The following is a 20,288-nucleotide window of genomic DNA, read 5'->3' as shown; positions in this document are numbered from 1 at the left end:
GGGCAGCGGTCACTTTAGCCTATATGACCCGACAACGCTGTCAACCGTTGTCGCGCCGGCGATATTGGCGACCGACATTGCCATAGCATCCGCCAGGGATAATTCGGAGCTATGACAAGAGGGAAGCAATTTTATTAAGCGGAGCGCCGGCACACCCGGTGAAATAGAGTGCCATCCTGACCAACGCCGGCGCCATGGTCCGCCAACCCGGCTATGGCCGATGTAATAGGCCGCTACCCGGGTTATGCCCGGCGCAATAGCTCGCCGCTCTGGTTGTGACCGGCGAAATAGCCTGCCTACCTGGTTATGTCCAGCGCAATGGTCCGCCGACCTGGTTGTGACCGGCGAAATAACCCGCCTTCGCCGGCGGCCCAATGCCGCTTGTCGGTTAAAACGGGGCAAAAAAAATCCGGGCGCTGAGTCCCGGATGTTGAAGGGGCCCGTAGCCGCCGTCAAATATCGATATTCGCCGCCTTTAGCGCGTTCTCTTCAATAAACGCGCGCCGTGGCTCGACCGCATCCCCCATCAGCGTGGTAAAAAGCTGATCGGCGGCGATGGCGTCTTTCACCGTGACGCGCAACATGCGCCGGCTATCCGGGTCCATGGTGGTTTCCCACAGCTGTTCGGGGTTCATTTCGCCCAGCCCTTTATAGCGCTGCACCGCCAGGCCGCGACGCGACTCTTTCACCAGCCATTCCAGCGCCTGTTCAAAGCTGGTGACCGGTTGGCGGCGTTCACCGCGCTCGATATAGGCATCCGCCTCGATAAGATCGCTGAGCTTTTCGCCGAGCGTCGCCAGTTTGCGATACTCACCGCCGTGGATAAAATCGTAATCCAGCAGATAATCGGTATCGACGCCATGCGTCCGCACGCGCAGCAGCGGCTCGAACAGCTGACGCTCGCGATTTTCCTGCACTTTGAAGCTATAGCTGCTGCCGTGCTTTTCGTTTTCGTTCAGCGCTTGCACCAGCGACGCTATCCAGCTCGTGACCTGCTCCTGCTGATGCAACTGCGCTTCGGTCAACGCCGGTTGATAAATCAGATGGTTAAGCAACGCACGCGGGAAGCGGCGCTCCATGCGGCCTATCATCTTTTGCACGGCATAATGTTCGGCGACCAGATTCTCCAGCGGCTCGCCGGCCAGCGCCGGGGCATGGGCGTTGGCGTGCAGCGTAGCGCCATCCATCGCCAGCGCTATCTGATACTGGTCCATCGCCTCGTCATCTTTAATATATTGCTCCTGCTTGCCCTTCTTGACTTTATACAGCGGCGGCTGGGCGATAAATACATGACCGCGCTCAATAATTTCCGGCATCTGACGATAAAAGAAGGTTAACAACAGGGTGCGGATATGCGAGCCATCGACGTCGGCATCGGTCATGATAATGATATTGTGATAACGCAGCTTATCCGGATTATATTCATCGCGGCCGATGCCGCAGCCGAGGGCGGTTATCAGCGTGGCGACTTCCTGGGAAGAGAGCATTTTGTCAAAGCGGGCTTTTTCAACGTTAAGAATCTTCCCTTTCAGCGGTAATATCGCCTGATTTTTGCGATTGCGGCCCTGCTTGGCGGAACCGCCGGCGGAATCACCCTCCACCAGGTACAGCTCGGACAGCGCCGGATCGCGCTCCTGGCAGTCGGCCAGCTTACCGGGCAAACCGGCCAGATCCAGCGCCCCCTTACGGCGGGTCATCTCGCGCGCCTTACGGGCGGCTTCACGGGCGCGGGCGGCATCGATGATTTTACCCACCACGATTTTGGCATCGTTGGGATTTTCCAGCAGATATTCTACCAGCCGTTCGTTCATCAGCGACTCCACCGCGGATTTCACCTCCGAGGAAACCAGCTTGTCCTTGGTTTGGGAAGAGAACTTGGGATCCGGCACCTTGACCGAAACGACGGCGATAAGGCCTTCACGGGCGTCGTCGCCGGTGGCGCTGACTTTGGCCTTCTTACTGTAACCTTCTTTATCCATATAGGAATTCAGCGTACGGGTCATGGCGGCGCGGAAGCCGGCCAGATGGGTACCGCCATCGCGCTGGGGAATATTGTTGGTGAAGCAGTAAATATTTTCCTGGAACCCGTCGTTCCATTGCAGCGCGATTTCCACGCCGATACTGTCTTTTTCGGTGGAAAAATAGAACACGTTCGGGTGGATAGGGGTTTTGTTCTTGTTCAGATATTCCACGAAAGCCTTAATGCCGCCTTCGTAATGGAAATGATCTTCTTTGTCGTTGCGCTTGTCCTGCAAACGGATAGACACCCCGGAGTTGAGGAAAGACAACTCACGCAGCCGCTTAGCCAGGATTTCGTATTGGAATTCGGTATTATTGGTGAAAGTGGCAAAGCTCGGCCAGAACCGCACGGTGGTGCCGGTCTGGTCGGTCGCGCCCACCACTTCCAGCGGCGATTGGGGCACGCCGCCATGATAGGTCTGCTGATGCACTTTGCCTTCGCGTTTGATCATCAGCTCGAGTTTTTCCGACAGAGCGTTCACCACCGACACGCCGACGCCGTGCAGGCCGCCCGACACCTTATAGGAGTTGTCGTCGAACTTCCCACCCGCGTGCAGCACGGTCATGATGACTTCGGCGGCGGAGACGCCCTCTTCTTCGTGAATGCCGGTCGGAATACCGCGACCATCATCCTGGACGGAAACCGAATTGTCCTCGTGGATCATGACCACGATTTCTTTACAGTGACCGGCAAGGGCTTCGTCGATAGCGTTGTCCACAACCTCGAATACCATATGATGCAGACCGGTACCATCATCGGTATCGCCGATATACATACCCGGGCGCTTACGCACCGCGTCCAGTCCTTTGAGTACTTTGATACTTGAGGAGTCATAAGAATTCGACATCAACGTTTCCCGCTCATTTTAAACTTCGGATTGGAGGCTTATTTTACCCTGTTCCACCTTGAACATCTTGCCCTTTTCATCGGTAATATCACGGATTTGATCCGCGCTGACCGCGCTGACGAAAACCTGGGCGTGGGTGGCTTTTAGACGCTCCGCCAATAAGCGGCGGCGTCCGGTGTCCAGTTCAGAGGCGAAGTCGTCGATAAGATACAGACAACGCCGGCCGTTCCGGTGGGTAAGGAATTCGCCCTGCGCCAAACGCAGAGCGCACATTAATAATTTCAGCTGACCGCGCGAGAGGATATCCTCCACCGGTACGCCTTCGGCGCGGATACGGAAATCCGCTTTATGCGGCCCCGACGCGGTGTAGGTCAGTGCGCGATCGCGCTCGAACTGGCGTTCCAGCAGCTCGCCAAAATCGCTTTCTTTGTCCCAGCCGCGCTGAAAGCTGAAATCGAGGCGAAACTCCGGCAAAAATTGCGCGCAGGTGGCGCTAATATCCGTCGCGATAGCCTCGCTGTAGTCGGCGCGCCATTGACTGATACGATTCGCCAGCGGTATCAACTCCTGATCCCACGCGCGCAGCTGCTGATAACGGCTGACCTGACGCAGAGCGGCATTGCGCTGTTTTAGCAACCGACGCAGGTTGCTCCAGGCGGTAAAAAAACCCGGTTCATTATGGAAACAGCCCCAATCCATAAATGCGCGCCGGTATTTGGGGCCGCCGTTGAGCAGCGTGAACCCCTCAGGCGTAATCAGCTGCATCGGTAAGAGTTGGGCCAGCTCCGCCACTTTATGGCCATCGCTGCCGTCAATACGCACCGTGCTATCGCCCAGTCGATTGCGCGACAGCCCCACAGAGGTCGCGCGTGCATCGGTCTCTTCGGCGTCAATACGCCCGTGCAGCACGAATTCCGGCTGCTCATGGCGAATAACGCGCCCGGATTGCAAACTGCGAAACGCACGACCGTGGCCAAGCGTGTAGATCGCCTCCAAAACGCTGGTTTTCCCGCTGCCGTTGGCGCCCACCAGAAAGTTGAAATCGGCGGCCAAGGACAAATCGGCGGAGGCGATATTACGAAAATCACGAATCAACAGACGCGACAGAGCCATTAACTCACACTACCTTACCACATTGGCTACAGACGCATCGGCATAACGACATAGGCGGCCGCCTGGCTGGCGCTGTCTTCAATCTGCACGCTGGACACCCCATCGGTCAGCAGCAGCCGCACTTCCTCGCATTTCAGGGCGTTTAGCACGTCGAGTACATAGCTGACGTTGAAACCGATTTCCATCTCGCTGCCCTGATAAACGACATCGAGGATCTCTTCCGCTTCTTCCTGTTCGGGATTATTGGCGGTGATTTTCAGCTGGTTGGCGCTGAGATAGAGCCGCACGCCGCGAAACTTTTCATTGGAGAGGATGGCGGCCCGGGCGAAGGCTTGCTTGAGCACATCACAGCCCGCCTCAAGGGTTTTATCGGGATTCTTCGGCAACACGCGGCGATAATCAGGGAAACGGCCGTCGACCAGCTTGGAAGTGAAGATATAATCACCGACGCTGGCGCGAATATTGTTGCTGCCGATTTGCAGCTTGACGGGGTTTTCGCCGCCGTCCAGCATGCGCACCAGCTCCATCACCCCTTTGCGCGGCACAATGACAGAGTGGGACGGCAGCGCCTCACCGACCGACATGGCGCAGACCGCCAGGCGGTGCCCGTCGGTGGCCACGGTACGCAGTTCCTCGCCTTCGGTTTCGAAGAGCATACCGTTGAGATAGTAACGCACATCCTGATGAGCCATCGAGAACTGCGTCGATTCGATTAATCGTTTCAGAATTGACTGCGACAGGGTGAATTCCACCTCGCTTTGCCAATCATCCAGATTGGGAAAGTCGGAGGCGGGCAGCGTGGAAAGCGAATAGCGGCTGCGCCCCGAGCGAATCAGCATCCGTTCACCTTCCAACGTCACGGCGATTTCCGCCCCTTCCGGCAAACCGCGACAAATATCAAAAAACTTGCGCGCCGGCACCGTGGTGGCGCCCGGCTCATGAGCGGCGCTCAGCGCCACCCGCGCAACCATTTCCATTTCCAAATCGGTACCGGTCAGATGCAAGCGGTCTTCCGTCACCTGCAATAGCAGGTTACCCAGAATCGGTAATGTAGGGCGGCCTCCCAACGGGCTGCTGACCTGTTGCAGGGGCTTAAGCAGATGCTCACGTTCAACGATAAATTTCATAGTTAGGAAGACAATGTTCTGATTAAGTTAGAGAAATCTTCTTTAATATCGTGGCTCTCTTCACGCAATTGCTCGATTTTCCGGCAGGCGTGCAGCACCGTCGTATGATCGCGTCCGCCGAACGCATCGCCGATTTCGGGCAGACTATGGTTGGTTAATTCTTTCGATAACGCCATCGCCATCTGTCGGGGGCGCGCTACCGAGCGTGAACGCCGCTTGGAGAGCAAATCGGCCACCTTGATTTTATAGTATTCCGCGACGGTTTTCTGGATATTATCAATGGTGACCAGCTTTTCCTGCAGCGCCAGAAGATCCCGCAGCGCTTCGCGCACAAAGTCAATGGTAATCGCCCGGCCGGTGAAGTTGGCGTTGGCAATGACGCGGTTCAACGCCCCTTCGAGCTCGCGGACGTTGGAACGTAAACGCTTGGCGATGAAAAAAGCCACTTCCCCCGGCAGGCGGATCGCGTTCTCATCGGCTTTCTTCATTAATATCGCCACGCGCGTCTCAAGCTCCGGCGGCTCAATTGCCACCGTCAGCCCCCAACCAAAGCGCGACTTCAACCGGTCTTCGACGCCGTTTATTTCCTTGGGATAGCGATCGGAGGTCAGAATAATCTGCTGATTGCCTTCGAGCAGTGCATTGAAGGTATGGAAAAACTCCTCCTGCGAGCGCTCTTTATTGGCGAAAAACTGAATGTCATCGATAAGCAACGCGTCCACCGACCGGTAATAGCGTTTAAATTCCTCGATGGCATTATTTTGTAATGCCTTGACCATATCCTGGACAAAGCGCTCTGAATGCATATACACCACTTTGGCATTGGCCTTGCGCGCCATGATGCCATTGCCCACCGCGTGCAGCAGATGGGTTTTGCCCAGCCCGGTGCCACCATAAAGGAACAGCGGATTATAAGCGCCGCCGGGATTGTCGGCGACCTGTCGCGCCGCGGCGCGCGCCAGCTGGTTCGATTTACCTTCAACGAAATTGTCAAAGTTATGTTTGGGATTCACATTGGAGCGATAAGAGAGCTCCGGTTGCAGCGGAGCGTTATCCCAGCTCGGCCGGCTGGGCCGCGGACGGGCGACCGCCGCTTGGGACGGCGCCTCGCTGGCGTGATGGCTCGCGGGCTGAAGCACCGCCATTTGCGGCGGCTTGCTGCCCACCTCAAAGCGCAGCAGCGGCGCATCGGTGCCGCAGAAGTCATTTAGCAACCCGTTGATGTTGTTCAAATACTTATCCCGCACCCAATCCAGCACGAACCGATTAGGGGCGTAAAGCGCCAGAGTGTTGTCACTCAGTTCCGCCTGTAGGGGGCGTATCCACATACTGAATTCTGTGGCAGGTAACTCATCCTGTAACCGGGCAAGACATTGCTGCCAAAGCGAAAGTGACACGGCGGACTCCAATCGAACAAGATCAACAAAAGAAAAGAAACAAAACTGTATGATTCAGGATCATCTTTTTGACACAGATTACCGTGATGCAACCTGCGAACCGCCTTAAACGGTTTTTCCCGCAACGGATCTTGGTGGGGATCCCGTCAGGGAGTGCGGATCATAACGCAAACCGCGCCGCAGATCCTCCTCTTCTACACAGTTTTCAACCTTTTTATCCACAGGGTAACCGGGCGCTTGGGAGTGTACCTGATTCTGTCCCCGCTGGATAAAAAGTAAGCCTTATGATCGACGAAATTAAGCATAGTCTGAATTTTTCGGCCGGGATCGCGGACATGTGATCCTGCCAGGAATAGAGTAGATCCCGCATGATCCTTGCGCTTTGGCGCGAACCCCGTATAATTCTCAGCCCTACGCGTGACGTCTGTTGTCCTGTCCGACTTGCCGGACGGAGATTCTGGCATGAACACGGGTATTCAGGCGGGCATGCGCGATGTGAATTGACTCGGGACTGTACAATTATTACAATCCCGCCTCTTTATCGTTATGCGATTGAGGCGTCGGTCGTTTTCACGCCGAGCGGCCAAACGCGTTTACTGATCAGTAATTATCAAAGTTTAGGTAGAAATCGCTATGAAACGCACTTTCCAACCGTCCGTATTGAAACGCAACCGTACCCACGGTTTCCGTGCTCGTATGGCAACGAAGAACGGTCGTCAGGTTTTGGCACGTCGCCGTGCAAAAGGCCGTACACGCCTGACCGTATCTTCCAAGTAAGAAAGCTTGCCCACCGGGTGGTTAAGCTCGCATTTCCCCGGGAGTTACGGTTGTTAACTCCCAATCATTTTACTTTCGTCTTCCAGCAGCCTCAACGGGCCGGCACGCCGCATGTCACCATCCTCGGCCGCCTGAACACGCTGGGGCATCCCCGCGTCGGTCTCACGGTCGCCAAAAAACATGTAAAACGGGCCCATGAACGAAACCGGATCAAGCGCCTGACGCGCGAAAGTTTCCGCCTACATCAGCACGCCCTGCCCGCCATGGATTTTGTGGTCATCGCCAAAAAAGGCGTGGCCGATCTGGATAACCATGCCCTGACGGAAGCGTTAGAAAAATTATGGCGCCGCCATTGTCGCCAGTCTCAAAGCTGCTGATCGGGTTGATACGCGGTTATCAACTCGTGATCAGCCCGTTGCTGGGACCTCATTGCCGGTTCCGGCCCACTTGTTCGCAGTATGGAATTGAGGCAATACGCAGGTTTGGTATGTTAAAAGGCAGTTGGTTGACATTAAAACGCGTATTAAAATGCCACCCTTTGAACCCAGGTGGCGAAGATCCCGTGCCGCCAAAAACCTTTGACAACAGAGAACACTAACAATGGATTCGCAACGCAATCTTCTTGTCATCGCTCTGCTGTTCGTGTCTTTCATGATCTGGCAGGCCTGGCAGACGGACCATGCTCCCAAGCCTACCGCCCAGACCACGCAACAGAACGCGAACACCACAGCGGCAGACCCGGACAGCCAGGGCGTGCCGGCCAGCGGACAGGGCCAGCTCATTACGGTGAAAACCGACGTGCTGTCGCTGAAAATCAATACCCGCGGCGGTGACATCGAGCAGGCTTTCCTGCTGTCCTATCCCGATAAACTGGGTTCGCCGCAGCCTTTCCATTTGCTGGAAACCTCCGCGGAGTTCGTCTATCAGGCGCAAAGCGGCCTGACCGGTAAAAACGGCCCGGATAACCCCGCCAACGGCGAACGCCCGCTGTATACCACCAACCAGGACACTTATGTTCTGGCGGATAACCAGAGCGAATTGCGCGTGCCGCTGACCTATACCGCGCCCGACGGCGCGGTGTACACCAAGACCTTCATCTTGAAACGCGGCGATTTTGCCTTAAACGTCAATTACGATATCAATAACGCCAGCGCGCAACCGCTTGAGCTGACGTTGTTCGGTCAACTGAAACAATCCATTGATTTGCCCAAGGCGCGCGATACCGGCAGCAGCAACTTCGCGTTACACACTTACCGTGGCGCGGCGTACTCTACTACCGACGACAAATATCAGAAGTACAGCTTCAACGATATCAAGGGCGAGAATCTCTCCGTCAGCACCGAGGGCGGCTGGGTCGCCATGCTGCAGCAATATTTCGCCACGGCCTGGGTGCCTTTCACCCAGGGCAAAAACACGTTCTATACCACGGACCTGGGTAACGGCCAGGCGGCGGTCGGCTTCAAATCCGCTCCTGTCACCGTCGCGGCCGGCGGCCAAAGCGAGCTGAAAGCCACGCTGTGGCTCGGCCCGGAAATCCAGGACAAGATGGCGGCCATCGCCCCGCATCTGGATTTGGCGGTCGATTACGGCTGGCTATGGTTCATTTCCCAACCGCTGTTCAAGCTGCTGAAATTCATCCACAGCTATATCGGCAACTGGGGCTTCTCCATTATTATCATTACCTTTATCGTGCGCGGCATCATGTACCCGCTGACCAAGGCGCAGTACACCTCGATGGCCAAGATGCGCATGCTGCAGCCGAAACTGGCGGCGATGCGTGAGCGCCTGGGTGACGATAAACAGCGCCAAAGCCAGGAAATGATGGCGCTGTACAAGGCGGAAAAGGTTAATCCACTGGGCGGCTGCCTGCCGCTGGTGATTCAGATGCCGATCTTCCTGGCGCTGTATTACATGCTGTCAGGCTCGATCGAATTGCGCCATGCGCCGTTCGCCCTGTGGATCCATGACCTCTCGGCCCAGGATCCCTACTACATCCTGCCGGTACTGATGGGCATTACCATGTTCTTCATCCAGAAGATGTCGCCCACCACCGTCACTGACCCGATGCAGCAGAAGATCATGACCTTTATGCCGGTGATTTTCACCGTGTTCTTCCTGTGGTTCCCCTCGGGTCTGGTGTTGTACTATATCGTCAGCAACCTGGTGACCATTATCCAGCAGCAGCTTATTTATCGCGGCCTGGAAAAGCGCGGCCTGCACAGCAGGGATAAAAAAGCCAAATAACGGCGCGCGCCCGGCCCGAGCCACGCTGATAAGGCGGTCATAACCATGACCGCCTTAATTTTTTCAACCGCGCCCCGCGGCGCCAAGCGAGCGTTTCAATGAGCCAGACGGATACCATCACAGCCCTTGCCACCCCGCCCGGACGCGGCGGCGTCGGCATTCTGCGGGTCTCGGGCCCCCTGGCCGCCACGGTGGCCCGCACGCTGCTGGGTAAGCTGCCGCGGGCGCGCCAGGCGGAATACCTGCCCTTTCGCGATGACGGCGGCGCTACGCTTGATCAGGGCATTGCCCTGTTCTTCCCTGGCCCCCATTCCTTTACCGGTGAAGATGTCCTGGAACTGCAAGGGCATGGCGGCCCGGTCATCCTGGATCTGTTGCTGCAACGTATCGTATCGCTGCCCGGCGTGCGCATTGCCCGCCCCGGCGAGTTTTCCGAGCGCGCCTTTCTCAATGACAAACTGGACCTCGCTCAGGCAGAGGCGATTGCCGACCTCATTGACGCCAGCTCTGAGCAGGCCGCCCGCTCGGCGATCAATTCGCTGCAGGGCGCGTTTTCCGGGCGAATTCATGAATTAGTGGAAGCGCTCACTAACCTGCGCATCTACGTCGAAGCGGCTATCGACTTTCCCGATGAAGAAATCGATTTCCTCTCCGACGGTAAAATTGAAGCCAGTCTGAACGACGTCATCGCCAGCCTTGATGGAGTACGCATCGAAGCGCGCCAGGGCAGCCTACTGCGCGAAGGCATGAAAGTGGTGATTGCCGGTAAACCGAACGCCGGTAAATCCAGCCTACTGAACGCGCTTGCGGGGCGCGAGGCCGCCATCGTTACCGCCATCGCGGGCACGACGCGCGACGTGCTGCGTGAACATATCCACCTGGACGGTATGCCGCTGCATATTATCGATACCGCCGGCCTGCGCGACGCCGGCGACGAGGTGGAGCGGATCGGCATTGAGCGTGCCTGGCGTGAAATTGAACAGGCCGACCATGTGCTGCTGATGGTGGACGGCGCCGCCACCCCACTCAGTGACCCGGATATGCTTTGGCCGGCGTTTATCGCCCGTTTGCCTTCCGGTATGCCGGTTACGGTAGTGCGCAATAAAGCCGACCTCACCGGCGAAAGCGTCGCCATTAGTGAAGTGAGCGGTTACTCACTTATTACCCTTTCCGCCCAGTCCGGCGTGGGCGTAGACCTGCTGCGTACCCATTTGAAGCAGAGTATGGGCTTTACCGGCAGCACAGAGGGGGGCTTTTTGGCCCGCCGACGCCATCTGGACGCGCTGGAAACCGCCGCCGTGCATTTGCAGCAGGGGAAAGAACAGTTAGTGAGCGCCTACGCAGGCGAGCTGCTGGCGGAAGAGTTACGGCTGGCGCAACAGGCGCTGAGTGAAATTACCGGTGAATTCAGCTCCGACGACCTGCTCGGCAGGATTTTTTCCAGTTTCTGTATCGGCAAATGAATCTGGTGAGTAACGTCCGCTCCCTTTCTCTCACGCCTTAAGATTCACGGTTGGGTGTGACAGCCCCAACCGACATCCAGGCGCCTCACTATGACGCTGAAAGGCATCATCCCTGCCGAGATATCTCAATAACCTGTACGAACAGAAATAGCCGCTTATCGGGCCCGAATATGCGGCCACGCAGCAGCAATCATCCCTTTTGGCGCCAGCGCGCCGGGGGATATGAAAATGATTTCTCCCTAAGCGTCGCCCTGGTCCAGTGAAATACAGCCGGCTATCCGGCCCCGCAGCGGGGCGCGATGAGGCACAGCGGTCAATTCTGTGAGGTGGTTGGCTTTCGCCCGCTCCGGCGCTTGCGAAACTCGCGTGAAAGCAACAAGGTACCCTTTAATCGATTCAATGCGAAAAGGTACCCCATGTCCGCGAAAGACGATCTTTACCGACAAATAAGCGCGTGCTATCACCACGAGAGCGAGGGGTTTACCACGCAGGACTGCGAACGTTTTACCTCCGCCAGCCGCAGCGTGATAAGCCTTTATCTCAATCAGCTGTGTGACGAGGGATTTTTGCGGAAGGAAAATACCCGCCCGGTCCGTTTCTGGCTGAGCGAACCTAGGCCGACGACGGCGCCCCAGCGGCCAGAACAAGATGTGTTTCGGGCCTTAATCGGCGCGACCGGGAGTTTGAAAAGCGCGTTGGAATTATGCCTGGCGGCGGTCAATTACCCCGATGGCGGTTTACCGATCCTGGTCACCGGCGCCAGCGGCGTGGGAAAAAGCTACCTCGCCACCTTGTTGCACCGCTACGCCGGTGAAAACGGCGTGATCCCCCGCAGCGCGCGGCTGGTTGAGCTCAATTGCGCCGACTACGCCAATAACCCGGAATTATTGTCCAGTACGCTATTCGGTTATGTGAAGGGGGCCTTTACCGGCGCGGACAAAGAGAAAACCGGTCTGCTGGATGAAGCAGACGGAGGCTTTTTCTTTCTCGACGAAGTTCACCGCCTGTCCGCTGAAAACCAGGAAAAACTCTTCCTGTTTATGGATAAAGGCTACTTTTATCGCTTGGGTGATAACCGCCAACCTAGTCACGCCCGCGTGCGTTTTCTTTTCGCCACCACCGAAAATAGCGAAAATGTTTTGCTGACGACGTTCCGCCGCCGTATTCCCGTGATGGTTGAATTACCCTCGTCCGAATCACGCCCTTTTAGTGAGAAACTGGCGCTGGTATCCACCTTTTTCCAAGCTGAAGCGCAGCGCTTCAAACAAGACATTCACGTTACCACAGACTTGATTCGCCATTTGATTACTTCCCCTGGACGGGGAAATATCGGTGAACTCAAAAACCGCATCAAAGTCTTGTGCGCTTCCGCTTATACGCAGGGACAAAAGAACGGCATTCGTCTTGTAGGTAATCCGCCGGCGCAAGATGATAGCGAAAACGTCATTTTTCATTGGGACGAGAACGCCTTCCCGGCGTTACCGCTTACACCGACCAGATCGGTGGCGGGAGAAACCCTGCTGGAAAACTTTTGCCGATCCGCTAATGTCCCGCTGTTTGTTCGCAAGCTGGAGGAGCATTATCACGCAACCCTGGGCGAAGCGGCCGCCGCGCGGCTCTACCAGGGGGTGTTATGGAAAACCACGGTCGATACCCTGCGCGAGTTTACCGAGCTGAGCGGCTTACGTCTGGGCGAGATGATGGAAAAGGCCGTATTCCATTGTCTGCAATGGTGCCTGCATGGCACTGTTTCTTCCGCCGCTATCGAGCATCTCACCGCGGTGACGGAATACATTCCCCAGCGCGCTTGTTTACTGGCCAGTGAAACCGTTTCGCTGCTGCAACGGCGCTTGCCGGAAACGCCGGCGCCCCTGTTGCATCCCTTGCTGAGCGCCGTATTTTGCCACCAGGTCGAGCAGGAGCCGCTTATTCAAGGCATTATTGTGGCTCACGGGCTCACCACCGCCTCCAGCATCGCGGGAACGGCAAATAATTTGCTAGGGGGTTTTTATCTCAAAGCGTTTGATATGCCCCTGTCCGTCGACACGCGAGGGATCATCAGCCATCTCACCACCTGGATTGACGGGCTTAAAGAGCAGGCCGGTATGGTGATTTTGGTAGACATGGGCTCGCTCGAGGATATTTACGCCGAAATTAAACTGCATATCCAGGGCGATTTACTGGTGATGAATAATGTCAGCACCGCGATGGCGCTCGATATTGCGGAGAAAATTCAGCAGCGGCTGTCGATGAAAGAGATTGTCGACGGGATCAAAGGCGCTTGGGAAATTGAGGCGCGCTATTATTCCGGTATTGTCCAAGGCAATAAATTGATTATCTCCTGTATCTCAGGTGAAGGGGTGTCAAAACAGCTACAGGAGATCGCCCGGCGTTATGTGAATGATGAAACGCTTGATGTCGTAACAATGGAATACGACGATCTGAAATGGAAGCTGGCAAAAGCGGACAGCGCGCTGTACGGCACAAGGTTAATCATTACCACCACGGAATTGAATGCCAACGCTATCCCTATCATCAATGTCAGGAAGCTTATCGGCGATAAGCCCGACCAACTTTGGAAAAATTATTTTTCAACCATTATGTCCGCCGACAGATTGAAACAGATGGTCGACGAGATTGTCATTCTGTTTACCATTGAAGGGGTCGCCAGCCATCTCTCTTTCCTCAATCCCAACGTTATTATCGAAGAGGTGGAAGAAGTGGTGAAATTCTACGAGATGACCTACAACATTCACTTTGAGAGCTACCTGCGCATCAATTTATTTATGCATCTGGCGGCGATGATTGAACGACTGATGACCCACGAGGGTTTAAATCACCGTGAAGACAGCGAACTGACCGATCAGCAGCGCAATTTTATCGCACTGACGCCGCAAGCCTTCAGGCCGCTTATTGCCAAATACCGCTTTGCCATGACCACCACGGAATGCCTGATGATATATGAGCTCATGGAGCCCTGGATCACTGTTGACCATTCTTTGCTAGTGTTGAACGCCCAACGAGATAGTGTGCAGGTTTCTAGCGATGCCTAAACACTAACTCTAACTCACTAATAATTCTGTGAAATAAAATCTGGCATGCCTTTTGTATTAACTCTCACACAACTCGGCTTTAACTTCATCTGGAGAGAATGCAATGGCGTCGAAGAAGTGGATAGATCTGAATCAGCGGGTGATTATTGTTACCGGCGGGAGTTCCGGCATTGGCTCGCATATTGTCAATGATCTGCTGGAGAATAATGCCCAGGTGGTTGTTGCGGATATCCAAATACCGGACTCCGCCTCCCGCGCGGCCGGGGTGGATTACCGCTTGTGCGATATCACCGATCGCACCGCATTCAAACAGTGTGTTGATGACGTGTACCGCCAGTATCAACGTATCGATGGACTGGTGAATAACGCGGGGGTAAACCGCGCCCGGCTGTTGGTCGACTATTATAGCGAAACGCCGCAATACGAGTTAAGCGACGACGATTTTGATTTTATGGTGAGGGTGAACCAAAAGGGGCCTTTTATTTGTACTCAAGAAGTCGCCCGCATCATGATCCGCCAGAAACAAGGCGCGGTGGTAAACATTCTCTCCGAGGCCGGCATTGAGGGCTCAAAAGGACAGAGTTGTTATTCTGCCACCAAAGCCGCCGTGCATGGTTTTACCCTATCCTGGGCGAAAGAGCTGGGTGCATTTGGTATTCGGGTCGTGGGCGTTGCGCCCGGCATCAATGAGCCGACGCCGATGGGAGATGCCAAGCACCGCGAAGCGCTGGCCTATACCCGCGGCATGAAGGTCACCAATATTGATGAAGATTACAGCCAGAAAATCCCCCTCGGCCGTCAGGGAAAGTTGGATGAAATCGCCAATTTGGTAACCTGGCTGTTGTCCGACAAGTCAAGTTATATCACAGGTACCACAATAAATATCACGGGAGGAAAATCTCGCGGCTAATCCTTTCCATTTCTGGCAGGAAATTTTATGGATAAATTAAACGTGGTCCCCTGGTTGTTGGTTATTTCACATGGTCGTTTCGGCAATGAATTAGTTAATAGCTGCGAAATGATCCTGGGTAAGATAGAGAATATTTATTGCTTTTCATTGATGCCGGGTATGGCGCCCGAGCAGCTTATGGAAGAGATGGGCGAGGTGTTAAAACGCGCCCCTACGCACAGTATCATCTTTACCGATATTTATGCCGGCACGCCGTCTAACGTGGCGGCGGTGTTTGCCAAACGTAAAGGCTTCCCGGTGATTTGCGGCATGAATTTACCCATGCTGATTGAAGCCGAGATGCATCGCAATGAACTGAGTACGGAAGAACTTATCAATCGCATTATTGAAGTGGGCGGTGAAAGTATTAAAAACGTGACATCTATAGCCAACGGGAATACCTATGAATAATATTAAACTGGTACGGGTTGATTTTCGCCTCATTCATGGGCAGGTTATTACGAAGTGGCGAAATATTATCTCCGCTACCGAGATCATTATCGTGGATGACAAATTATCCAAAGACCCCTTTTTGGCCGATATCTACGTGATGGCGGCGCCGCCGGGCGTCGATGTTCATGTCATGGCCGAAGAGCAATTTATTAACGCCTCTCAAGAGGGCTACTTCAACAGCAATAAAAGCAACGTACTGGTGTTATTCAAATCCATCGGTAACGTCAGACATTTGATGTCCAGGGATATTGTATTCAAGGAAGTTCAGGTTGGGGGACTCGGTGGCGGTGTCAATCGGCGCAGCGTGGTGAACGGAATATCCATTGATGATCAGGATTTACAGGATCTCAAATTTATTCAGTCCCAGGGAACCGCCGTTTATTTCCAGGTCACCCCAGAGGAAGTCAAATTAACGTTGGATAAAGCCATAACGCGTCTGGAGGGTTGACTATGTGGGAAGTCGCGATTTTTACCGGGCTCTGGTACTGGATTTGTAAAACTGACGTTGGTTATGCCATTACCCACGCCATCCGCCAGCCATTATTCGCCTCAGTACTGATTGGCTTGATAATGGGTGACGTCACGCAGGCGGTCATCATTGGTGCGGCCATACAGATCTTGTACATCGGTCTGGTGGCGGCAGGCTCCAACTTGCCCGCCGATGATTGTCTGGCCGGCCTTATCGCTATACCGCTCGCCTTAAACACCGGCCTTTCGCCGACGCTGGCCATTGCCATCGCGGTACCGGTCGGGGTTATGGGCGTATTTCTTGATCAATTCAGAAAAACCGTCAACGCCGTTTTCGTGCATATGGCGGATAAGTACGCTGAAGAAGGCAATGTTCGCCAGATAAAATTGTGCGCCATCGTCTGGCCGACCGTACTGGGCTTCTTCATTCGTTTCCCCGTGCCCTTTCTCGCCAATCTTTACGGCAAAGACAGCATCAATGCCTTTCTCAACAGCGTACCGGAATGGCTGATTCACGGGTTCAGTGTCGCAGGCGGTCTGCTCCCCGCGCTCGGCTTTGCCTTGACCATTTTCGTTATCGGTAAAAGAGCATTGCTACCGTGGTTTTTTATCGGCTATTTCCTGGTGCAGTTCAGCGGCATTCCCGTCTTCGGCGCGGCGATTTTTGGTCTCAGCGCAGTGTTACTCATTTCTTATTATCAAAATAAAAAAGAAGCGTGAGGATCTTACCTATGTACCCTAAAGAGATTACAGAAAAAGATGTTAAGAATAGCTGGCTCTATTATTACATCGTCGCGGAAATGGGGATCTCCTACGAGCGTTTACAGGCGTTAGGCTTTACCACCGGTATTTTGCCTATCCTGCAAAAGCTTTACCCAGACCCGGAAGATTTGAAGCTCGCCATCAAACGCCATTTGGTGTTTTACAATACTGAAGCCGTATTTGGCGCGCCGATTAACGGCATCGTCATCGCGATGGAAGAACAGAAGGCGAAAGGCGCGGATATCGATGATGACACCATTACCGGCATCAAAACCGGGCTGATGGGGCCGATGGCGGGAATTGGCGACTCAATTGACTGGGCGACGCTGAAGCCAATCATCTTCGGTCTGGCGGTAACGCTTTCGGCTAATGGAAGTATCCTTGGCGCCTTTTTCTTGCTGCTGCTGCCGATTATTCAGATTGTTGTTGGTCGTAAACTGGCGGCCTACGGTTATCGCGCCGGTCAGGCGTCCATTCGCGAGATATTACAGTCCGGTCATATCCGCATGCTCATTACCGGGGCCAGCACCCTTGGTCTGTTTATGATGGGTGCGTTGTCATCGACCTACGTGAAGCTCAGCACGCCGCTGCAATTCAGTTTTGGCGAGCAAAATAAACCCTTCGTTCTGCAACAGGTGATCGACAACATTGTCCCCGGTATTTTGCCGCTGCTGGCCGTATTCGGCATCTACTGGTGGCTAGTAAAACGCAACCAGAATTTCACCATCATTATGATATTGATTGTTGCCATTTCAATTATCGGGGCATTACTGGGAATATTTTAACAGGAGGCGCTATGCAGGCCGTACATTTTGGCGCAGGCAGTATCGGCCGTGGATTCATCGGCGACTTGCTCCACGACGGGGGGTATGACATTACGTTTGTGGAGAACAATGACGCTCTGAATACACAAATAAATCAACACAAAGGCTACGATATCTGGCTTATTGAAAAAGGGTATCAGCGTAAGTTCATCCCGGTGGCCGCCGCGCTTTCGCCGGCGAAAGACAGCGCGCTGATCGTGGATAAAATAACGCAAGCGAATCTTATCACGACGGCGGTATGGGCGGATAACCTCCGCCATATCGCGCCGCTTATCCTGGCAGGATTACGGGCGCGGCGGGCCGCGGGGAAAGACCGCATCAATATTATCGTGTGTGAGAATGCGCGCTTTAACGGAGAACGGCTGAAAAAAGAGATCGCCGCGCTGGGCGAATCCGATGTTGATGCCCTCGCCGCCTTCCCCAGCACCGCCGTTGACCGGATGGTACTGGCCTCCACACGCGACCAGCAACACAGTATCGATGCCGGCGTTGAATATGAGCTGGTCATTGATAAAACCAAACTTATCGCGCCGGATACGCAGCCCCTGCCCGGCGCGGTGTATACCGATAATTTGCAAAAATATATGGACCGCAAGCTGTATATTATCAATGGCGGCCATGCCTGGGCGGGGTACATGGGACATTTGCAAGGGTATGTCACCATGCAGCAAATATTCGCCGATGCCGCGCTGGTGAGCGCTATTCGCCAGTCGATGGGGGAAACCGCACGCCTGCTCAGCGTGATTTATGGTTTTAGCGCCGCTGAGCTGGATGAGTATATTCGCTTCGTTATCAATCGTTTCTGCACGCCCGGCGTGGTGGATACGGTACAGCGGGTATGCCGTGCGCCGATCCGTAAATTGTCCCCTGGCGATCGCCTAACCGGCCCCTGTCTACAATGCGAAGAACAAGGCTTGCCCAATGACGCTTTAATAACAGGCATTGCCGCCGCACTGCGCTATAGCGACCCTGACGATGAACAAAGCGTTAGCATGAATCGCTTTATTGCAGAACATGATATTAGCCAGGCCATTAGCCATTTTACCGGTATTAAGGAGAATAGCGCCCTGCACGGCAAAATTAGCAAAAGTTATGCTGCACTAGCTTATTAACGCACGATTTATTCAGGAGTCATTATGTCTTTTGCAAACAAAGACGGGCTGCTTATTGCCAAAAACATGGTCGCCATTATTCAGGAAAATAAAGCCTGGCTTAGCGAAATTGACGGCGCAGCGGGGGATGGCGACCACGGTATCAATATGAGTAAAGGTTTTACGCTGGCGGCGGAGAGATTGACGCCCGCTATGAATATGAGTGACGCCTTCTTACTTATCAGCCAGATATTAATGGGCGAAATCGGCGGTTCAATGGGGCCGCTGTATGGCAGCTGGTTCCGAGGATTAAGCCGCGCCAGCGCAGAACGGACGGATCTTGACGCCGCCGCGCTGCAAATGATGTTTGACAGCGGCTTGACCGACCTGCGCGCCTTAACCTCGGCGCAGACCGGCGATAAAACGCTGCTGGATGTATTGGTGCCGTCGGTTGAGGCGTTTGGAGAGGCCATCGCGACGGGAGCATCGGAAGACGCAGCGCTAATCGCGATGAAAACTGCGGCGCAAACCGGCTTCGACGCCACGCGCGCCATGCAGGCGCGTATCGGTCGCGCCAGCCGTCTGGGCGAACGCAGCATCGGTCATCCTGACGCGGGCGCAGGCTCCTGTTTGTTGCTGCTTTCCGCCTTTGCGGACACGGCAATCTCACTCATCAATCAGGGGAAAAAGCATGCAACGACTGTTAAATGATCCCGATCGCGTGGTGGATGACATGTTGGAAGGGTTCTTACGCGTACATCCCACCAGCGCGCTGCGCGCCCACGACCATGCTCGCGTTATCGCACGCGCGACACAACATCCTGGGAAAGTCGGCCTTGTCACCGGCGGCGGCAGTGGGCATGAACCAGCCTTTCTTGGCTACCTCGGCGAAGGCATGCTGGACGCGGTCGCAGTAGGCGAAGTGTTCTCATCACCCACCGCAAACGCATTTCTCGCGGCGATCCGCGCCGCCGACCAGGGTAACGGGGTGGCCTGTTTGTTTGGCAACTACGCCGGAGACAGCATGAACGTCCAGATGGCGGTGAACATGGCGGAGGATGAACGACGGCAGGTCAAGATAGTGAAAGCCAGGGATGATATCGCCTCGGCGCCGCCGCAGGACGCCGAAAAACGCCACGGTATCGCAGGAGGCGTTTTCATGTGGAAGACCGCCGGCGCGCTGGCGCAACAGGGCGGCACGCTAGAGCAGGTGATAGCGCTCGCGACGAAAACCGCGCAGCGCACCCGCAGCGTCTGCGTTGGGCTTTCGCCCTGCACAATCCCCGCCGTGGGCAAACCGAATTTCACCATCGCGCCCGGGAGTTATGAGTTTGGTATCGGTCATCACGGCGAAGCCGGGCAGCGCGTTGCGCCGCTCGGCGATGCAAAAGATATCGCGCGACAAATGGTGGCTGCGCTGTGGGAAGACTTTGGCCCGCAAGCGGAGCATGGCGTTTTCGCCATGATGGTCTCGGGCCTCGGCGCTACGCCGCTTATGGAGCAGTACCTGATGGCCGGGCATATCGTGGACGAATTAACCCATAACGGCGCGCGGGTTTGGCGGAGTTACGTTGGTAATTATGTGACATCGCTGGATATGAACGGCCTCTGCCTCACGCTACTGCTGCTCGACGACGAGCTGCAACGCACCCTGACTTTCCCGGCCGCACCGCTGGGGCTGGCTTCATTGTAACGACATA

Annotated in this window: 18 protein-coding genes; 14 read left to right on the top strand and 4 right to left on the bottom strand. The window is 55.0% G+C overall.

Annotated features, from left to right (window positions below):
* Positions 1 to 452 precede the first annotated feature (452 nt).
* Genes gyrB through dnaA form a run of 4 tightly spaced genes read right to left on the bottom strand, consistent with a single transcriptional unit; the run spans position 453 to position 6,504 of the window.
* The gene (gyrB, locus tag SANT_RS00395; RefSeq protein ID WP_025420348.1) at positions 453 to 2,867 is read right to left on the bottom strand and encodes a DNA topoisomerase (ATP-hydrolyzing) subunit B; all 2,415 of its coding nucleotides are present in this window, start codon (positions 2,865 to 2,867) and stop codon (positions 453 to 455) included.
* A gap of 18 nt (positions 2,868 to 2,885) precedes the next feature.
* Complete coding sequence (gene recF / locus SANT_RS00390) at positions 2,886 to 3,980, bottom strand: DNA replication/repair protein RecF (protein WP_025420347.1); 1,095 nt, start codon at positions 3,978 to 3,980, stop codon at positions 2,886 to 2,888.
* Positions 3,981 to 4,006: 26 nt separating this feature from the next.
* Entirely contained in the window at positions 4,007 to 5,107 is a 1,101-nt protein-coding gene (dnaN, locus tag SANT_RS00385; RefSeq protein ID WP_025420346.1) for a DNA polymerase III subunit beta, read from the bottom strand.
* Between the two features lie 2 nt (positions 5,108 to 5,109).
* Positions 5,110 to 6,504 (bottom strand): chromosomal replication initiator protein DnaA, encoded by a 1,395-nt coding sequence (gene dnaA, locus SANT_RS00380; RefSeq protein WP_025246978.1) that lies wholly within the window; start codon positions 6,502 to 6,504, stop codon positions 5,110 to 5,112.
* A 633-nt stretch (positions 6,505 to 7,137) separates the two neighbouring features.
* Between dnaA and rpmH the strand changes: the two genes are divergently transcribed.
* From rpmH to SANT_RS00320, 14 genes are all read left to right on the top strand, one after another.
* Positions 7,138 to 7,281 carry a 50S ribosomal protein L34 gene (rpmH, locus tag SANT_RS23155; protein ID WP_071881986.1) on the top strand — a complete coding sequence of 48 codons (144 nt, stop codon included), beginning with the start codon at positions 7,138 to 7,140 and terminating at the stop codon, positions 7,279 to 7,281.
* Between the two features lie 17 nt (positions 7,282 to 7,298).
* Positions 7,299 to 7,658, top strand: a complete 360-nt coding sequence (gene rnpA / locus SANT_RS00375) for a ribonuclease P protein component (protein ID WP_071881985.1) — start codon at positions 7,299 to 7,301, stop codon at positions 7,656 to 7,658.
* A complete protein-coding gene (gene yidD / locus SANT_RS23150) occupies positions 7,622 to 7,879 on the top strand; it encodes a membrane protein insertion efficiency factor YidD (RefSeq protein WP_071881984.1) in 258 nt (85 codons plus the stop codon). The genes rnpA and yidD overlap by 37 nt, the downstream gene beginning before the upstream one ends.
* Before the next feature lie 2 nt (positions 7,880 to 7,881).
* A complete protein-coding gene (gene yidC / locus SANT_RS00370; RefSeq protein WP_025420345.1) occupies positions 7,882 to 9,525 on the top strand; it encodes a membrane protein insertase YidC in 1,644 nt (547 codons plus the stop codon).
* Between the two features lie 98 nt (positions 9,526 to 9,623).
* The gene (gene mnmE, locus SANT_RS00365; protein ID WP_025420344.1) at positions 9,624 to 10,988 is read left to right on the top strand and encodes a tRNA uridine-5-carboxymethylaminomethyl(34) synthesis GTPase MnmE; all 1,365 of its coding nucleotides are present in this window, start codon (positions 9,624 to 9,626) and stop codon (positions 10,986 to 10,988) included.
* 416 nt (positions 10,989 to 11,404) lie between these two features.
* The gene (locus SANT_RS00360; protein ID WP_025420343.1) at positions 11,405 to 14,041 is read left to right on the top strand and encodes a sigma 54-interacting transcriptional regulator; all 2,637 of its coding nucleotides are present in this window, start codon (positions 11,405 to 11,407) and stop codon (positions 14,039 to 14,041) included.
* Between the two features lie 103 nt (positions 14,042 to 14,144).
* Positions 14,145 to 14,951 carry a sorbitol-6-phosphate dehydrogenase subunit gene (locus SANT_RS00355; RefSeq protein ID WP_025420342.1) on the top strand — a complete coding sequence of 269 codons (807 nt, stop codon included), beginning with the start codon at positions 14,145 to 14,147 and terminating at the stop codon, positions 14,949 to 14,951.
* Between the two features lie 27 nt (positions 14,952 to 14,978).
* Positions 14,979 to 15,401 carry a PTS sugar transporter subunit IIA gene (locus tag SANT_RS00350; protein WP_025420341.1) on the top strand — a complete coding sequence of 141 codons (423 nt, stop codon included), beginning with the start codon at positions 14,979 to 14,981 and terminating at the stop codon, positions 15,399 to 15,401.
* Positions 15,394 to 15,891, top strand: a complete 498-nt coding sequence (locus tag SANT_RS00345; protein ID WP_025420340.1) for a PTS sugar transporter subunit IIB — start codon at positions 15,394 to 15,396, stop codon at positions 15,889 to 15,891. The genes SANT_RS00350 and SANT_RS00345 overlap by 8 nt, the downstream gene beginning before the upstream one ends.
* A 2-nt stretch (positions 15,892 to 15,893) precedes the next feature.
* Positions 15,894 to 16,631 carry a PTS mannose/fructose/sorbose/N-acetylgalactosamine transporter subunit IIC gene (locus SANT_RS00340; protein ID WP_025420339.1) on the top strand — a complete coding sequence of 246 codons (738 nt, stop codon included), beginning with the start codon at positions 15,894 to 15,896 and terminating at the stop codon, positions 16,629 to 16,631.
* A gap of 11 nt (positions 16,632 to 16,642) precedes the next feature.
* Positions 16,643 to 17,458 (top strand): PTS system mannose/fructose/sorbose family transporter subunit IID, encoded by an 816-nt coding sequence (locus SANT_RS00335; protein ID WP_025420338.1) that lies wholly within the window; start codon positions 16,643 to 16,645, stop codon positions 17,456 to 17,458.
* A gap of 11 nt (positions 17,459 to 17,469) precedes the next feature.
* A complete protein-coding gene (locus SANT_RS00330; protein WP_025420337.1) occupies positions 17,470 to 18,609 on the top strand; it encodes a mannitol dehydrogenase in 1,140 nt (379 codons plus the stop codon).
* A 24-nt stretch (positions 18,610 to 18,633) separates the two neighbouring features.
* Positions 18,634 to 19,299, top strand: coding sequence for a dihydroxyacetone kinase subunit DhaL (gene dhaL, locus SANT_RS00325; RefSeq protein ID WP_025420336.1), 666 nt, complete (start codon positions 18,634 to 18,636; stop codon positions 19,297 to 19,299).
* Positions 19,280 to 20,281, top strand: coding sequence for a dihydroxyacetone kinase subunit DhaK (locus tag SANT_RS00320; protein ID WP_025420335.1), 1,002 nt, complete (start codon positions 19,280 to 19,282; stop codon positions 20,279 to 20,281). Before dhaL ends, SANT_RS00320 begins: the two co-directional genes overlap by 20 nt.
* The last annotated feature ends 7 nt before the right edge of the window (positions 20,282 to 20,288 follow it).

Source organism: Sodalis praecaptivus (assembly GCF_000517425.1).
Classification (GTDB): domain Bacteria; phylum Pseudomonadota; class Gammaproteobacteria; order Enterobacterales; family Enterobacteriaceae; genus Sodalis_A; species Sodalis_A praecaptivus.
Note: the sequence above shows the minus strand (reverse complement) of the source record. Positions and strands in the feature narration are given on the sequence as shown.

Excerpts from the sequence above, each read along its gene's own strand:
- gyrB (WP_025420348.1), bottom strand. The coding sequence starts at position 2,867 with ATGTCGAATTCTTATGACTCCTCAAGTATCAAAGTACTCAAAGGACTG.
- SANT_RS00355 (WP_025420342.1), top strand. The coding sequence starts at position 14,145 with ATGGCGTCGAAGAAGTGGATAGATCTGAATCAGCGGGTGATTATTGTT.
- dnaN (WP_025420346.1), bottom strand. The coding sequence starts at position 5,107 with ATGAAATTTATCGTTGAACGTGAGCATCTGCTTAAGCCCCTGCAACAG.
- SANT_RS00350 (WP_025420341.1), top strand. The coding sequence starts at position 14,979 with ATGGATAAATTAAACGTGGTCCCCTGGTTGTTGGTTATTTCACATGGT.
- SANT_RS00360 (WP_025420343.1), top strand. The coding sequence starts at position 11,405 with ATGTCCGCGAAAGACGATCTTTACCGACAAATAAGCGCGTGCTATCAC.
- SANT_RS00335 (WP_025420338.1), top strand. The coding sequence starts at position 16,643 with ATGTACCCTAAAGAGATTACAGAAAAAGATGTTAAGAATAGCTGGCTC.
- rpmH (WP_071881986.1), top strand. The coding sequence starts at position 7,138 with ATGAAACGCACTTTCCAACCGTCCGTATTGAAACGCAACCGTACCCAC.
- dhaL (WP_025420336.1), top strand. The coding sequence starts at position 18,634 with ATGTCTTTTGCAAACAAAGACGGGCTGCTTATTGCCAAAAACATGGTC.
- SANT_RS00330 (WP_025420337.1), top strand. The coding sequence starts at position 17,470 with ATGCAGGCCGTACATTTTGGCGCAGGCAGTATCGGCCGTGGATTCATC.
- yidC (WP_025420345.1), top strand. The coding sequence starts at position 7,882 with ATGGATTCGCAACGCAATCTTCTTGTCATCGCTCTGCTGTTCGTGTCT.
- SANT_RS00320 (WP_025420335.1), top strand. The coding sequence starts at position 19,280 with ATGCAACGACTGTTAAATGATCCCGATCGCGTGGTGGATGACATGTTG.
- mnmE (WP_025420344.1), top strand. The coding sequence starts at position 9,624 with ATGAGCCAGACGGATACCATCACAGCCCTTGCCACCCCGCCCGGACGC.
- SANT_RS00340 (WP_025420339.1), top strand. The coding sequence starts at position 15,894 with ATGTGGGAAGTCGCGATTTTTACCGGGCTCTGGTACTGGATTTGTAAA.
- yidD (WP_071881984.1), top strand. The coding sequence starts at position 7,622 with ATGGCGCCGCCATTGTCGCCAGTCTCAAAGCTGCTGATCGGGTTGATA.
- SANT_RS00345 (WP_025420340.1), top strand. The coding sequence starts at position 15,394 with ATGAATAATATTAAACTGGTACGGGTTGATTTTCGCCTCATTCATGGG.
- recF (WP_025420347.1), bottom strand. The coding sequence starts at position 3,980 with ATGGCTCTGTCGCGTCTGTTGATTCGTGATTTTCGTAATATCGCCTCC.